The organism is Mycobacterium gordonae (genome assembly GCF_002101675.1).
Taxonomy (GTDB): Bacteria; Actinomycetota; Actinomycetes; order Mycobacteriales; family Mycobacteriaceae; genus Mycobacterium; species Mycobacterium gordonae.
Genome location: NZ_LQOY01000238.1, coordinates 19648 through 34680, shown reverse-complemented (window position 1 = coordinate 34680; position 15033 = coordinate 19648). Strand labels below are relative to the sequence as shown.

General features: G+C 66.6%; 15 protein-coding genes. 6 read left to right on the top strand and 9 right to left on the bottom strand.

The genetic code is table 11. The annotated features are described in order from the left end of the window. Positions 1-56: 56 nt before the first annotated feature. Positions 57-959, bottom strand: coding sequence for a peptidylprolyl isomerase (locus tag AWC08_RS30400; RefSeq protein ID WP_069434483.1), 903 nt, complete (start codon positions 957-959; stop codon positions 57-59). 43 nt (positions 960-1002) lie between these two features. On the opposite strand from AWC08_RS30400, the gene AWC08_RS30395 reads away from it, so the two are divergent. The 3 genes from AWC08_RS30395 (at position 1003) to AWC08_RS30385 (ending at position 4980) form a co-directional block, all read left to right on the top strand. Then, positions 1003-1677, top strand: coding sequence for an MBL fold metallo-hydrolase (locus tag AWC08_RS30395; RefSeq protein ID WP_065134015.1), 675 nt, complete (start codon positions 1003-1005; stop codon positions 1675-1677). Then, a complete protein-coding gene (hisS, locus tag AWC08_RS30390; protein ID WP_065134014.1) occupies positions 1674-2933 on the top strand; it encodes a histidine--tRNA ligase in 1260 nt (419 codons plus the stop codon). The genes AWC08_RS30395 and hisS overlap by 4 nt, the downstream gene beginning before the upstream one ends. A gap of 1024 nt (positions 2934-3957) precedes the next feature. Further along, positions 3958-4980 (top strand): Rv2578c family radical SAM protein, encoded by a 1023-nt coding sequence (locus AWC08_RS30385; protein ID WP_065134013.1) that lies wholly within the window; start codon positions 3958-3960, stop codon positions 4978-4980. Here the strand turns inward: AWC08_RS30385 and AWC08_RS30380 are convergent. Further along, positions 4977-6551, bottom strand: coding sequence for a purple acid phosphatase family protein (locus tag AWC08_RS30380; RefSeq protein ID WP_065134012.1), 1575 nt, complete (start codon positions 6549-6551; stop codon positions 4977-4979). The two genes, AWC08_RS30385 and AWC08_RS30380, sit on opposite strands and share 4 nt — an antisense overlap. A gap of 57 nt (positions 6552-6608) precedes the next feature. After that, positions 6609-7454 carry a patatin-like phospholipase family protein gene (locus tag AWC08_RS30375; RefSeq protein ID WP_065134011.1) on the bottom strand — a complete coding sequence of 282 codons (846 nt, stop codon included), beginning with the start codon at positions 7452-7454 and terminating at the stop codon, positions 6609-6611. A gap of 62 nt (positions 7455-7516) precedes the next feature. On the opposite strand from AWC08_RS30375, the gene AWC08_RS30370 reads away from it, so the two are divergent. Then, positions 7517-7954 (top strand): hypothetical protein, encoded by a 438-nt coding sequence (locus AWC08_RS30370; RefSeq protein ID WP_065134010.1) that lies wholly within the window; start codon positions 7517-7519, stop codon positions 7952-7954. Positions 7955-8222: 268 nt separating this feature from the next. On the opposite strand, the gene AWC08_RS30365 is transcribed toward AWC08_RS30370, so the two are convergent. Together AWC08_RS30365 and AWC08_RS30360 are read right to left on the bottom strand one after the other, a co-directional pair. Further along, positions 8223-8900, bottom strand: a complete 678-nt coding sequence (locus AWC08_RS30365) for a class I SAM-dependent methyltransferase (RefSeq protein WP_065134009.1) — start codon at positions 8898-8900, stop codon at positions 8223-8225. Positions 8901-9216: 316 nt separating this feature from the next. Next, positions 9217-9723, bottom strand: a complete 507-nt coding sequence (locus AWC08_RS30360) for a helix-turn-helix domain-containing protein (protein ID WP_065134008.1) — start codon at positions 9721-9723, stop codon at positions 9217-9219. A 78-nt stretch (positions 9724-9801) separates the two neighbouring features. Here AWC08_RS30360 and AWC08_RS30355 point away from each other — a divergent pair, with 78 nt between their 5' ends. Both AWC08_RS30355 and AWC08_RS30350 read left to right on the top strand, forming a co-directional pair. Further along, on the top strand, positions 9802-10599 hold the full coding sequence (locus AWC08_RS30355; RefSeq protein WP_065134007.1) for an aldolase: 798 nt from the start codon (positions 9802-9804) through the stop codon (positions 10597-10599). A gap of 12 nt (positions 10600-10611) precedes the next feature. Further along, positions 10612-11487: a dihydrodipicolinate synthase family protein gene (locus AWC08_RS30350; RefSeq protein WP_142283910.1), complete on the top strand. Its 876-nt coding sequence runs from the start codon at positions 10612-10614 to the stop codon at positions 11485-11487. Positions 11488-11493: 6 nt separating this feature from the next. Here AWC08_RS30350 and AWC08_RS30345 read toward each other — a convergent pair whose 3' ends face one another. Genes AWC08_RS30345 through AWC08_RS30330 form a run of 4 tightly spaced genes read right to left on the bottom strand, consistent with a single transcriptional unit; the run spans position 11494 to position 15031 of the window. Then, a complete protein-coding gene (locus AWC08_RS30345) occupies positions 11494-12708 on the bottom strand; it encodes a cytochrome P450 family protein (protein WP_065134005.1) in 1215 nt (404 codons plus the stop codon). Next, on the bottom strand, positions 12705-13586 hold the full coding sequence (ypfJ, locus tag AWC08_RS30340) for a KPN_02809 family neutral zinc metallopeptidase (RefSeq protein ID WP_065134004.1): 882 nt from the start codon (positions 13584-13586) through the stop codon (positions 12705-12707). The genes AWC08_RS30345 and ypfJ overlap by 4 nt, the downstream gene beginning before the upstream one ends. Before the next feature lie 43 nt (positions 13587-13629). After that, complete coding sequence (locus AWC08_RS30335) at positions 13630-14133, bottom strand: SRPBCC family protein (RefSeq protein ID WP_065134003.1); 504 nt, start codon at positions 14131-14133, stop codon at positions 13630-13632. Between the two features lie 10 nt (positions 14134-14143). Continuing rightward, complete coding sequence (locus AWC08_RS30330) at positions 14144-15031, bottom strand: oxidoreductase (RefSeq protein ID WP_082986339.1); 888 nt, start codon at positions 15029-15031, stop codon at positions 14144-14146. Positions 15032-15033 lie beyond the last annotated feature (2 nt).

Here is a 15033-nt window from a genome sequence, read left to right as displayed (position 1 = left end):
GAGCTCTCGGCCACGAATCTCCTCCCGGTAAGCCGCCGCCGCTCCGGGGTACCAGGTTAGTCGAGCAAGATCGAGGTGATGGTCACATCCACTGCGGGCGGGCCGTCCTCACCGCCGCCGGCGACACCGGCCGCCGCGATCTTGTCCAGCGTGGCCAGCCCGTCGTCCTGGATCTTGCCGAACACCGTGTACTCCGGCGGCAGCGCCGAGTCGCGGTAGACCAGGAAGAACTGACTGCTGTTGGTGTTGGGTCCTGCGTTGGCCATCGCAATCGTGCCCCGCGGATAGATCACCGGCTCTTTGAGCTTCGGGTCATTGGCGGGGTACTGGTTGGTGGGGTATTCGTTGGCGAACTGATAGCCCGGCCCGCCGGTTCCGTCACCCTTCGGGTCACCGCACTGCAGTACCGACAGCGACGGTGAGGTGGTCAGGCGGTGGCACTTGGTGTCCTTGAAGAAACCCTGGTTGGTCAGACTGGCGAAACTGTTCACCGTGCACGGTGATTCGTTGTTGGCGAGCATCAGGCCAAGATTTCCCTGGGTGGTCACCATGCTGACGCTCACCTGGGCCGGCTCGGTGGGCACCTTGCCGGTCCGCGGTGGCTTGACCGGCTTGACGGCTTTGTCCGGCGACGCGGGGTACTGGCAGTTGGCGCCCAGATTCGCCGGCGCCTTGAACGGCGGCAACGGCACGGCGTTGCCGAGCTGCACCGGGGGCAGGCCGGCGGCCGACGAGCTGGGCGCGGCACTGCTCGAGGTGGTCGACGCCGAGGGGTTGCCTTTGTGGTCGTCCTTGCTGACGACGACGGCGACCACCACGGCGGCCACCACCGCCACCGCGGCGACCGCGCCCCCGGCGATGGTCAGGATGCGGCGCCTCTTGGCCTGCTTGGCGCGGCGCTCCAGCTGCCGCTCGAGTTTGCGCTTTGCTGTCGCACGTCGCTGCTGATTGGTCGGCACGGCCGCTATCATTCCATGGCTTCAGGGATGGAAAACTGGGACCGTGTTGATTACCGGATTTCCCGCCGGGCTGTTGCAGTGCAACTGCTACGTGCTGGCCGAGCGGCCGGGCGCCGACGCCATCATCGTCGACCCCGGCCAGCGTGCGATGGGCCAGTTGCGGCAAATCCTCGACAAGAACCGGCTCACTCCGGCCGCGGTGCTGATCACCCATGGTCACATCGACCACATGTGGTCCGCCCAGAAGGTGTCGGACACCTTCGGGTGCCCCACTTACATCCATCCCGAAGACCGGTTCATGCTCAAAGACCCGATCCACGGCATGGGGCCGCGGGTGGCGCAGGTGTTCGCCGGTGCGTTCTTCCGGGAGCCCAAGCAGGTCGTCGAGCTGGACCGCGACGGCGACAAGATCGACCTCGGCGGCATCTCGGTCAACATCGACCACACCCCGGGACACACCCGCGGATCGGTGTGTTTCCGCGTGCTGCAGGCGGCGCAGAAGGAGGCGGACGTCGTATTCAGCGGCGACACCCTGTTCGAGCGTTCCATCGGCCGCAGCGACCTGTTCGGCGGCAGCGGACGCGACCTGCTGCGCTCGATCGTCAATAAACTGTTGGTGCTCGAGGACAAGACCGTGGTACTACCCGGGCATGGCAACTCCACCACCATCGGCGCCGAACGCCGGTACAACCCCTTCATCGAAGGCCTGAGCCCGTGACGGAATTTGTTGCGCCCAAGGGGGTTCCAGACTACATCCCGCCCGATTCGGCGCAGTTCGTCGCCGTGCGCGAGGGCCTGCTTTCGTCCGCCCGGCGGGCCGGGTACGGCCACATCGAGCTGCCTGTGTTCGAAGACACCGCGTTGTTCGCTCGCGGGGTGGGGGAGTCCACCGATGTGGTGTCCAAGGAGATGTACACCTTCTCCGACCGCGGCGACCGCTCGGTGACGCTGCGGCCCGAGGGCACCGCCGGCGTGGTGCGGGCGGTGATCGAGCATGGCCTGGATCGCGGCGCGCTGCCGGTCAAGCTGTGCTACGCGGGCCCGTTCTTCCGTTACGAGCGTCCGCAGGCCGGCCGGTATCGCCAGTTGCAGCAGGTGGGCGTCGAAGCGATCGGCATCGACGATCCGGCGCTGGACGCCGAGGTGATCGCTGTCGCCGACGCGGGATTCCGGTCGTTGGGCCTGGACGGCTTCCGGCTGGAGATCACCTCGCTGGGGGACGAGAGCTGCCGCCCGCAATACCGGGAACTGTTGCAGGACTTCCTGTTTGGTCTCGACCTTGATGAGCAGACCCGACAGCGCGCGCAACTGAACCCGCTGCGGGTGCTCGACGACAAGCGGCCCGAGGTCAAGGCGATGACTGCTGATGCGCCGGTGCTGCTCGATCACCTCTCCGACGCCGCCAAGCAACACTTCGACACTGTGCAGGCGCACCTGGATGCGCTCGGGGTTCCGTACGTGCTTAACCCGCGCATGGTCCGGGGCCTGGATTACTACACCAAGACCACCTTCGAGTTTGTGCACGACGGGTTGGGCGCGCAATCCGGCATCGGCGGCGGTGGGCGCTATGACGGGTTGATGAAAGAGCTTGGCGGACAAGACGTGTCGGGGATAGGGTTCGGGCTGGGTGTGGACCGAACGCTGCTGGCGCTGCGTGCCGAGGGCAAGAGCGTAGGGTCCGCGGCGCGCTGCGAGGTGTTCGGCGTGCCGTTGAGTGAGGCGGCCAAATTGCGGTTGGCGGTGCTGGCGGCTGAGTTGCGCGCCGCCGGTGTGCGCGTCGACCTGGCCTACGGCGACCGCGGGCTCAAAGGAGCGATGCGCGCCGCCGACCGCTCCGGCGCCCGGGTCGCCCTGGTGGCCGGTGATCGCGATCTGGATGCCGGCACAGTCGGTGTCAAAGACATGGCTTCCGGGGAGCAGGTGTCGGTGGCGATCGATTCGGTTGTCGCTGAGGTTCTTTCGCGACTGGGGTAAATGCGTGCCGCCGATGCTGGGGCGCCGAGCGTGCGCGTGTTGCCAGGGACACGCCGTAGAACGCGTACTTTTGCGGGCGCTCGCGCCGGGGGTGTGGTGTGGCTGGCCGTGCCGGGCGCCGAGCGTGCGCGTGTTGCCAGGGACACGCCGTAGAACGCGTACTTTTGCGGGCGCTCGCGCCGGGGGTCGCGGCAGGCGCCGGTGCTGGGGCGCCGAGCGTGCGCGTGTTGCCAGGGACACGCCGTAGAACGCGTACTTTTGCGGGCGCTCGCGCCGGGGGTGTGGTGTGGCTGGCCGTGCCGGGCGCCGAGCGTGCGCGTGTTGCCAGGGACACGCCGTAGAACGCGTACTTTTGCGGGCGCTCGCGCCGGGGGTCGCGGCAGGCGCCGGTGCTGGGGCGCCGAGCGTGCGCGTGTTGCCAGGGACACGCCGTAGAACGCGTACTTTTGCGGGCGCTCGCGCCGGGGGTGTGGTGTGGCTGGCCGTGCCGGGCGCCGAGCGTGCGCGTGTTGCCAGGGACACGCCGTAGAACGCGTACTTTTGCGGGCGCTCGCGCCGGGGGTCGCGGCAGGCGCCGGTGCTGGGGCGCCGAGCGTGCGCGTGTTGCCAGGGACACGCCGTAGAACGCGTACTTTTGCGGGCGCTCGCGCCGGGGGTGTGGTGTGGCTGGCCGTCCCGGGCGCCGAGCGTGCGCGTGTTGCCAGGGACGCGCCGTAGAACCTGTACCTTTTGCGGGCGCTCGCGCCGGGGGTGTGGTGTGGCTGGCCGTCCCGGGCGCCGAGCGTGCGCGTGTTGCCAGGGACGCGCCGTAGAACCTGTACCTTTTGCGGGCGCTCGCGCCGGGGGTGTGGTGTGGCTGGCCGTCCCGGGCGCCGAGCGTGCGCGTGTTGCCAGGGACGCGCCGTAGAACCCGTACCTTTGCGGGCGCTCGCGCCCGGGGGTCGCGGGCAGGCGCCAAGGCCGCCCGGCCGCGAGAGCGCCAAAGCCACTTGACGGCAGATCGAACTATTGTTCGAATGGAGCTATGAGGTGGGCGGGTCAAGCGGTGGCGGTCAACGGAAGCCCCGTCGACGACGGGGCGTTGCCCGGCCTGCAGCGGTTGGGCCTGGTGAAGAGCGTGCGGGTGCCGCAATTCGACGGGATGACGTTCCACGAGGTGCTGTGCAAGTCCGCGCTGAACAAGGTGCCCAACGCGGCCGCCCTGCCCTTCCGCTACACGGTCAACGGCTATCGTGGCTGCTCACACGCCTGCCGCTACTGCTTCGCCCGCCCCACCCACGAATATCTGGACTTCGACGTCGGCACCGACTTCGACACGCAGATCGTCGTCAAGACGAACGTCGTCGAGGTGCTACGGCAGGAGCTCAGGCGATCGTCGTGGCAGCGCGAAACCGTTGCACTGGGCACCAACACCGACCCCTACCAGCGCGCCGAGGGCCGCTACGCGTTGATGCCCGGCATCATCACCGCGCTCGCCGAGTCCGGCACGCCCATGTCCATCCTCACCAAGGGCACCCTGCTACGCCGCGACCTGCCGCTAATAGCGCAAGCCGCGCAACAGGTTCCGCTGTCGGTGGCGATCTCGCTGGCGGTGGGTGACCCACAAATGCACCGCGATGTCGAGCCCGGAACCCCGACACCGCAGGCCCGGTTGTCGCTGATCAGCGCCATCCGTGAAGCAAACCTCGGCTGCCATGTCATGGTCGCGCCGGTGCTGCCGCATCTCACCGATTCGTCCGAACACCTCGACGCACTGCTGGAGCAGATCGCCGCCGCCGGAGCCACCAGCGTCACCGTGTTCGGTCTGCACCTGCGCGGCGCCACGCGCGGCTGGTTCATGGCCTGGCTCAGCAGCACGCATCCCGAACTCACCAGCCGATACCGCGACCTCTACCGTCGTGGCGCCTACCTGCCGCAGAGCTACCGCGACATGCTCCGCGAGCGCGCCCGGCCGCTGATTGCCAAATATCGGCTGGGCAGCGACCCTCGGCCATCCGCACCGCCGCGTGTGCCCGCGCCTACCCCCGGACAACCGACTCTGTTCTAACCCCCGCGCGGCTTAATCAACGTGAACTCGTCGATCGGGACAACCGCGCCGTATGGTCCCCGCACCGCGTAGTACGTCGCCTTGATCGACGTCTTGCCGCCGGGCGAACCCGGATCCACATCGAATGACACGAAACCGTAAGGGTTGTCGCGGTCGCGAAACGCTGACCACGGCGCGTCCTCCATGACATAGATGGAAGGCTTGTGTCGAACTGCGGGATCGTATGCGCCGACACCGGTGATCACCTGGCAGCGAGGTTCTGGGAACAGCAACCCGTTGGTCGGCACCGACGTCCCGCCGCCTCCGATGACGAGGTGAACTGTTCCTCGAGTGGTGTCGATGACGTCGCGACGTGTGTCGACGGGAATCGGGGTCCTGGTATCGCTACCGAGGGAGCCGCGCAGCGGGTGCGACCGCTCGTAATGGTGTTCGTGTCCGCACAGCACCAGATCGACGTGGTATTGGTCGAACAGCGGCAGCCACTGCTCCCGGATGCCGAGATCGGCACCGTTCTTCTTGGCGGTGGAGATCGCCGTCTGATGCATGCAGATGATCAACCAGTCGATATCCGGGTCGCGTCGCGCGTTGGCGAGTTCACGCTCGAGCCAACGCCGTTGTTCGCCGCCGGAATAGCCATGGATGTAAGAGTTGCCTGCGTCCTGCAGTGCCACATCGTCGTTATTGATGCTGATGACTCGCACCGCCCCGGCCGTGAACGAGTACCACAAGCCACGTAATTGCGGGCTGGCCCCGGAATCGGGCACCTCAAAGTATGTCTGGTAGGCGCCGTAACCTATTGGCCCATTGCCCAATTCGTTCTCGTGGTTGCCTGCTGCCGGCATCCAGGGCCGGTAACGTGCCGAACGGCTGTTGTTGGTGAACCAATTCGACCAGGTGCGGATCCGGTCCTCGGCCAAATTTGCGTAGCACAGGTCGCCGTTGACGAGGTTGAACAATGGTTCGAGGCGCTCGATGGCAGCCGGGATATCGCCGGCGGCGGGCGATCCGATGTGGTCGCTGATGAATCGGCCGTCGACTGACCGGTCCAGCATGGGCGTGGACTGGTCGCCGAAGCTTGTGAAGCGCAGTGCTTTTCGGCCTAGCGGCGCCGTTGTGATTGTTGCGGGCTGGGGATCGGTACCATCATGCACTGCGGCGTAGACGTATTGAGTGTCCGGTGTCAGGCCCGTGAGGCGGGCGTGATACACGCGAACCTCGCTGTTCGACTTCGCGTCTCGGTATGTGCGCGTCGTGGCTGCCACTGTGCTGCCGAAGCCTGCAGTCGGTGTGCCCAGCATCACGCGTGGATTGCTGACGGCCTCGACGGTGTGCCAGGACACCACCACTTCGGTGCTGGCGTTGCGCCCGAATTGCAGATGCAGACCACCGATGGGCGGCGCTCCGGTCCTCGCCGGTTGGTACCAGACGTCGGGGCCGGCACGGTGTCCGGGCAGCAACGCGCCGCCGCCCACCCCGGCGCCTACGCCGAGAACGCCGGCCACCGCCCCGGTCGTGATCAGTGTGCGGCGGCTGAAGCCCGGCGGTTCGCCCCGTTCCGGATCGTCGGTCATGGGGTGCTTCATACCGGACCGGGGTGAACGTCGGCAGAACGGGCCCGGGGAAACGCGCTAGTGGCGGTGCGGCTCCAGCAGCGCCGCCTGCCCGGTCGACGGCGGGTGCGCGGCCAGCCACTCGCGGGTTGCGGCATGCGAGCGATCGATCAGGGTAGCCGCGTGTGAGAAGTCGGCTCCGGAGATGCTGACCGGGCACAGCGGGCGGATGACGTGCAGTTCACAGGCGGTTTCGTAACGCGAGATATCGTCCGCGAGACGATGGTTGAGAGCCAGCGTCATGGCGTGCAGGGCCATGTTGATGGCCGACTTCGGTGTCGCCGGCAGGTCGCAGGAGTAGCCCGTGGGCAACACCCACACCGGGTCGGCGCCGAGCGCGACCGCATGCGACACAGGTGTGTTGTTCACAACACCTCCGTCCATCAGATCGCGTCCGTTGATGGTGACGGGCGGGAAGATCCCCGGGATGGCGGCGCTGGCCGCGATCGCGTCCACCGCATCGCCGGATGACAGCAAGACGTCGGTGCCCGAGACGACGTCGGTGGCCACCACGTGCAGCGGTATGGGTGCATCCTCAAGCCGGGTGAACTCCAACTTCTCGGAGAGAATGCGCCGCAGCCCGGAGTTGGGAACCAGATGCGTCCGTCGTCCGAAGACGCCGAGCACACCCGAGAGCGGGTGCGCCGGAAACACCTGCTGCCGGGTCAGGGACACCCAGAGCTCGCCCAGGCCGCGGATCCCGGCGGCATCGGCGCGGGACGCCAGCCAGCCGCCGTTGACGGCGCCGACGGAGGTGCCCACGATCAGGTCCGGGGTGATCCCTTCATCGGCCAGGGCGCGCAGCATTCCCACATGGATGGCTCCCAGGCTGGCACCGCCGGACAACACGAAGGCTGTGGGCACAGCTAGATGTTAGAGACGTTTGCCAGAAATCGGCAGGTAACGAATCCGGTAGCGTTTCCGATATGACGAACGTGCACAAACTGGCAAGCGCGATCGCCGCGGTCATCCTGGGCGCGGCCTTCGTGGCCGTGACCCCGACCGCGCACGCGGATCCGACCGGCCACCAGGTGACCTACACGATCACCACCACCGGCAACCTGACCGGCAACATCCGTTACATGAACACCGATCCGCCCAGTCAGGCGGCGTTCGACGCCAACTCCTCGCAATTCCTGACCACCGTGCCGGCCACCTTCAGCGCAGATCAGCCACTTGTTTACACCGCTACTCTCGCGAACCCCGGCCAGTGGGCGTTCGTCAGCGCCAGCGGTGGCTGCCACTGGCCGGACTGCGGCTCGGGAAGCACGCCGGAGCTGCGCTGCGAGATTGCCGTGGATGGCCAGGTGGTCGACTCGCGAAGCGCCACCACCGGCGTGACCTGCTCGACGCGGCCCTGGTAGCAGACAGACAAACGCCGGCGGGGGAATGCGGTCCCGCCGGCGTCGTCAGCTTGGTTATTCCGCGGCGTCGCCGGCGAAGAAGCCGAACAACGAGTAGGGCGTCTCTTCGTCGAAGAACAGAACTTCGTGTGCCATCGGTTCGCACCCGACCTTTCACTCAATGTGTTTGAGCCTCAATGGTGCAACGCCGGCACGAGGCTTGGGCAGCCTACGAACGGACCCTATTTGGGTCCCCTGAATGACGTACCGGGCAGGTCCACCGGACGGGTCAGCTCCGCACCGAAGCGGTGAGCCATTCGGACGACTCCGGATCATCGGTGTCCAGCGTCAGGCCGACTTCGCCGAGCAGTGTGCGGAAGTCCTCGACGCTGACCCGGTGGGCCTCGAACGACTGGGTCAGGCTCTGGTCGCCGTACTCAAGGGTGAACTCGCCGAGGACGACCTCTCCGTCGTTGCGCAAGATGGTCATCGTCTGCTGCATCGCACCATCGGCGCGGTGATAGCTGCCGACGGGCCGCTGGTCGAACCAGTCCGGCGGTCGCCACTGGATGACGGCTTTGCCGGTCGGTTTGAGGTGGTGGGCAACGGTGGCGAGCAGGCCCCTGCGTCCGTCCACCCCCGGATAGTTGACCAGGCTGCTTGCCAGCAGGACGCAGTCGTATCTCTCGGGTAGTCGCAGATCCTCGATGCGGGCCTGAACAGTCTTGGCGCCGCGCACGTGGGCAAGCATGTCCGCGGAGTCGTCTACCGCGGTGACCTGAAACCCTCTCTCGGACAACGGGTTCGAAATGCGCCCGGCTCCGGACCCGAGGTCCAGCACCGAGCCGCCGGGCTCAAGCAGCGCTGTGATCCGCTCGAGCTCGTCGGTCACCGACACGCGTCGATAGATTTCGACCAGGCTGCCGTCGCGAGTTATCGGGCTGTCGGGGGTGTTTTCAGTGGACATATCGGTTCCGAGCTTAGGAGGTTCGGGGTTTGCTGGCGAGACCCGGACCGGCGGGGATGTCAACCTCCCACCGGCCCCGGGCCGTTCTCAGTCGGAGGTCTCGTCGACGACGAACGAGATCAGTCCGTAGGTCGCCTCGGTGGCGGCGAACAGGATTTCGTGAGACACGATCATTCTCCTTTGTGGATCGATAACTGCTTCTTATCAGGACACAATGACAAGTTCGGCCAATGTGTAACGCCCAGTCTCGTTACACATAGGCGCAATGTGTATCCCACGACGGGTCCCTTCGGTGTCCCCTGATCGGGGGACACGGCTACGGGTTGGTGATGACGACGACCTCCGCGGGATGCCCACCGACGGCCCTGAGCCGGTGGCCGACGGACGCCTCGAAATAGGCGCTGTCCCCGGCGGCGAGGGTGACGACGCGCTCGCCGTAAGTGAGCTCGACGGTCCCGGCGTGCACGAAAACGAATTCCTGTCCGGTGTGTTCCGGATGCGGATCGTCGGACGCCGCCGCGGTGGGCCGGACCACGAACGGCGACATCGACTTGCCCAGCAGTGCGGTAGCCAGCGCGCGGTAGCGTCCGCCGGCCAGGTCCGCGCGGTCGACGGTGATCTGGTCCTCCGCGGCGTCGTGGGAGAACAGGCGGGCGACATCGACGTCCAGCGCGCGCGCCACCTTGAGGGCGACCGCGATCGACGGCGTGCTGTGGCCGCGCTCGACCTTGGACAGGTAACTCTTGGTCAGCCCGGTCTGACTGGCCAGCTGCTCAAGGGTGAGGCCACGCTGCTTGCGCACCGCCCGAAGCAGAGCTGTCATCGGCCGAACCCCCTATGACACAAGGTTTCCTAGAGTGCTACTATTGTGTCACGATTTCCCGCTCGAGGGAGCCGACCGATGTCAGACACCTTCACCCAGTCGAAAGCCGAATTGATGCGGCGCGCCCAGGAACGCCTGGATGCCGAGAACGCCGAGTATGAACTGACCATCCGCCAGAAGATTGCGCTCACCTGCCGCGCCTTGTTCGACGCCGGCCATGACTCCGGGCTGGCCGGGCAGATCACCGCACGCGCTGAGCGGCCCGGTACCTACTACACCCAGCGTCTGGGCCTGGGCTTCGACGAGATCACCGAGGGCAACCTGCTGCTGGTCGACGAGGATCTCAACGTCCTAGAGGGGTCGGGAATGGCCAACCCCGCCAATCGCTTCCACAGCTGGATCTACCGGGCGCGGCCCGACGTGCACTGCATCGTGCACACTCATCCCTTCCATGTGGCGGCCCTGTCGATGCTGGAGGTGCCGCTGATCGTCTCCCACATGGACACCACCCCGCTCTATGACGATTGCGCCTTCCTGGCCGACTGGCCCGGGGTGCCGGTCGGCAACGAAGAAGGCGAAATCATCACCGCAGCGCTGGGCGACAAGAAGGCCGCACTGCTCGCGCATCACGGGCAGGTGGTGGCCGGCGCCACCGTGGAGGAGGCGTGCTCGCTGGCAGTCCTGATCGAGCGCGCAGCCAAGCTGCAACTTGCGGCCATGGCTGCCGGCACGGTCAAGGAGCTGCCCGAGGAACTGGCCCGGGAGGCCCACGACTGGACGCTGACACCCTCGCGCAGCCGGGCCAACTTCGCCTACTACGCCCGCCGCGCGCTGGTGCGACACCCGGACGTCCTGAATCCGCTGCCCGTCAACTGAATTCGAGGAACCGTGCCCGAAATCCACGGCATCATCGCCTATCCGATCACCCCGTTCACCGCAGATACGGCCGGTATCGACACCGAGCGGCTGGCCAGCCTCGTTGACCGTCTGGTGTCCTCCGGCGTGCACGCGATCGCCCCGCTCGGCAGCACCGGCGAGCTGGCCTACCTCGACGAGCCGGAGTTCGACACCGTCGTCGACACCACGATGGCCGCCGTCAACGGCCGGGTCCCGGTCATCGTCGGCGTGTCAGATCTGACCACCGCCAACACAATTCGGCGTGCTCAATATGCGCAACAGGCCGGCGCCGACGCGGTGATGATTCTGCCGGTCTCCTATTGGAAGCTCACTGACCGGGAGATCGCGCAGCACTACCGCAGCATCGGCGAATCAATAGACATCCCGATCATGGCGTACAACAACCCGGCCACCAGTGGTGTGGACATGAGCCCCGAACTGCTGGTCACCATGTTCGACAACATCGGCAACGTCACCATGGTCAAAGAGTCCACGGGTGATCTGAGCCGGATGCGGCGCATCGCCGAACTCAGCGACGGTCAGTTGCCGTTCTACAACGGCAGCAATCCACTGGTTCTCGACGCACTCAAGGTCGGCGCGTCCGGATGGTGCACGGCCGCACCGAATTTACGGCCCCAGCCATGTATCGACCTGTACAACGCGGTGCGCGCCGACGACCTGGAGAAGGCCCAGATCCTCTACGACGACCTGAAACCGCTGTTGCAGTTCATCGTTGCCGGTGGGCTGCCCACCACCGTGAAGGCCGGCCTCGATTTGCTGGGGTTCCCGGCCGGCGACCCGCGGGCGCCGCTGCTGGCCCTCGACGAGCAGGGTCGTGCGCAGTTGAAGCAGCTGCTGGCCGGATAGCCGGTGTCAACCCAGGACCACCGGCACCTCCTCGAAACGGTTGAGCAGCGGGATCGGTTGTAGTCGCAGCTCTTCCGGCGCGACGGCCAAAGACAGGCCCGGGAACCGTGCGATCAGTTCGGCGATGGCGATCCCGGTTTCCAACCGGGCCAGATGCGATCCCAGGCAGAAGTGGGTGCCCTTGCTGAACGCGAGATGGTTGTTCGGGCTGCGGGTGATGTCGAAGCGGTCGGGCTCGGGGAACTGTGCGGGGTCGCGGTTGGCCGACGTCAGCAGCGTGGTCACCATCGCCCCGCGGGGAATGGTCACCCCGTGCAGGGTGATGTCCTCGCCGGCGAAAGTCGTTGCCTCAGTACCGCCGACGGTACCGGTGTAGCGCAGGATCTCCTCGACCGCACTGCCGATGAGTTCGGGACGCTGCTGCAGTAGGCGCAGCTGGTCGGGGTGGGTGAGTAGCGCCGCAATGCCGTTGCAGATCACGTTCGGGGTGGTCTGATAGTCGCCAGTGATGATCAGGAACAACATCGCGACGATCTCGTCGTCGGTCAGGCTGGCACCGTCCTCGCGGGCGTTGACCAGCCCGGTGATGATGTCCGGGCCCGGGTCGGCGCGCCGTTGTTCGATCAACGCGCGGAGGTAGGTGACGAAACCCTCCATCTGCGCACCGGCGCCGGCGGCGTCATGGTTCAGCATCGCCTCGAACAACAACTCGATGAAGGTGTGGAACGTGGCGCGTTCTTCTCCTGGGACACCGACGATTTCACTGATCACGATGGTCGGGACCGGCAGGGCGAAATCGCGGTGCAGGTCGATGTGGTGACCGGGCCGCCAACCGTCGAGCAACGAGCGGGTGACCGTGCGGACGCGGGCGCGCAGCCGCGCTACCGCACGGGGGGTGAACGGCCGGCTCACCAGTTTGCGCAGCCGCAGGTGCGACGGGTCGTCCTGGTAGACCATGGTGTCGGTGGTCAACAGGCGGATCGCCTCGGGTACTACGGAGACGTCGTCGGCGGTGCCGTCGAGCACGCGGCGGATCCGCGGGTCGGTGACCAGGTCCTGACAATCCCGGTAGCGGGAGATGAAGTAGACGTCTTGCTCGGGCGGCCGCAACGCCAGCCGGCCCCGATACACGGGTGCCTCGCGGCGCATCCAGTCGTAGTAGGCATGCTGGTCGGCGTTGAACTCGGCCGTGCCTACCGTGATCGGATGCTCGAGTTTCACCCCAGATCGTTGGTGTTGAACGTGTCGCACTTGTTGGGTTCGCCGGTCGAATACCCGGTGGTGAACCACTTCTGCCGTTGCGCGGACGAGCCGTGCGTCCAGGATTCGGGATTGACCCGGCCGTTCACCTGCTGCTGAATCCGGTCGTCACCCACCGACGCCGCCGCCGACAGGGCGTCCTGAATGTCCTTGTCCGTCAACGGCTGCAGGAACGGTTGGCCCGTACTGTCCTGCTTGACGGTGGACGCATAGTGCGCCCACACCCCGGCATAGCAGTCGGCCTGCAACTCGGTGCGTACCCCGCTGCCGGTGGCGCCCTGTGCGCCGGACTGGGCGCGTCCGAGCACCCCCAGCAGGTTCTGCACGTGGTGTCCGTACTCGTGGGCCACCACGTATTCTTCCGCGAAAGGTCCGCCGCTGGAACCGAATTGGGTGACCAGGACCTGGAAGAAGTCGGTGTCGAAATAGGCCGTCTTGTCCACCGGGCAGTAGAACGGCCCGACGTCGCTGCTGGCCGGTCCGCATCCTGTGCTCACCTGTCCGCTGAACAGGCGCAGACGGGGGCGGGTGTATTTCGGCATCAGTTGCTTCCACACCGCGTCCAGCGAGTTGCTGGTGGCGACCACGCGGCACTGCACGTACTTGTTGGCGTCCGCCCCGGTCTTGCATCGGTTGAGGTCGAATCCGGGTGCCACGTTCTGGCTCGAGTCCAGTGGCTGCTGGCTGACCACGCCGCCGGGGTCGACGCCGAGCAGCATGGCCACCACCACCAGCAGCAGTCCACCGATGCCACCACCGATGGCCATCCGGCCCATCCCGCCGCCGCCCGAGGACGACGCGGAACTGGTGTCGATCTGCATACCCTCGTTGAAGGTCATCGCACGCTCCCCGGAACTAGAGTTTTACCCGCGCCGACACAGCCTATCGCTGCTGTGTGGTGGCGAATCGGCTGTCGGTGTATGTGCGCAGGTTGCGCAGGAACCGGCGCAACGCGAGATTGAGCAGCGGGCCGAACAGCGCCATGCCCAGACCCGCGCCGCGGGCCGGCTGCTGGGCCATCGTCCAGGTGAGCCGGCAGCCGCCGGGAATGACCGCCACCCGGTAGTCCTCGGCGAACGCGGCAACCGCCTTAGTGGAGCATTCGTTGAACCGGAATGCCATGTGGGTGAACGGTTCCCAGGCGATAAACTCTTCACCGCCGATGATGCCGCCACGCATCTCCACCACACGGGTGGTGCCGATTCCGCGGGGTTCGGGACTGGTCCAGGTGACCTTGGTGATCACCGTCGCCCAGCGCGGCCAGGACTGCGCGTCGCCAAGCACCTCAAACAGCTGCTCAGGCGTGATCGCCAGGTCGACGCTGTTGCGGAAGCGGTAGGGCGCCGTCTCGAAGAAGCTCAGGTCGACGCGTTCACACGGGTGCATAAATCAGACACTATCCGGGGCCGTCACTGGCTGCGGCGAGCAGCGGCACCAGCACGTCGCTGATCGGGGTGGCCAGACCGTGCGCGCGGGCTTTACGGACGATCACGCCGTTGCGCAGGTCCCATTCCATCCGGCGGTGCGCTTCCCGGTCGGCCAGGATCGAGGTGCCCATGTCTTCGGGAACCACCCGGAAAGATTCGACCAGGTGCTCGGCCACGTCGTCGCCGAGTTGGGCACCTTCTGCGCGCGCCACCGCCAGGCATTCGGCCATGTACCGGCGGCCCAGCTCGGCCACGTCGTCCCGGCGGAACATGCCCGAGCGCCGCCCCGACAGCGCCATCAGTCCGGCCAGCGCGTTGATGAGCAGTTTGCGCCAGTTCACCGTGACGAAGTCGGGGTTGCACTCCACTTGGCAGCCCGCGCCGCGCAGCAGATCGGCCAAGGACTCGGCCGGGTGTCCGGTAGGCAGCACCAGCGCGGCCTCACCGCGCAACCGCACCCAACCGCCCGGCTGCGTCTCGGCCGAAAACCAGACGCTGCCCGGTATGACATGCGGAGACGGCGAGAGCGGCGCCACCTGCTCGACCTGTTCCACACCGTTCTGCAGCACGGCGACAACGGTGTCCTCGTCACACAGCCGGGCCAGCCAGCCGGCCGCGGCGGCGTTCTGGGTGGCTTTGACGGCCAGGATCAGCACGTTTACCGGTCCGCTGACGGCTTCGGGGTCGGTGTGCACCGGTCCGGGCACCACGATGGGTTCGGCGTCGTCCGGGCGCAATTCGACGCCGTCTCGCGGGGTGTGGCCGCACAGCAGCACCCGATGGCCGGCCGCGTGCAACAGCGCGGCGACCGTCGTGCCGACGGCGCCGGGCCCTACGAGTGCGATATCGGTAGCAATGC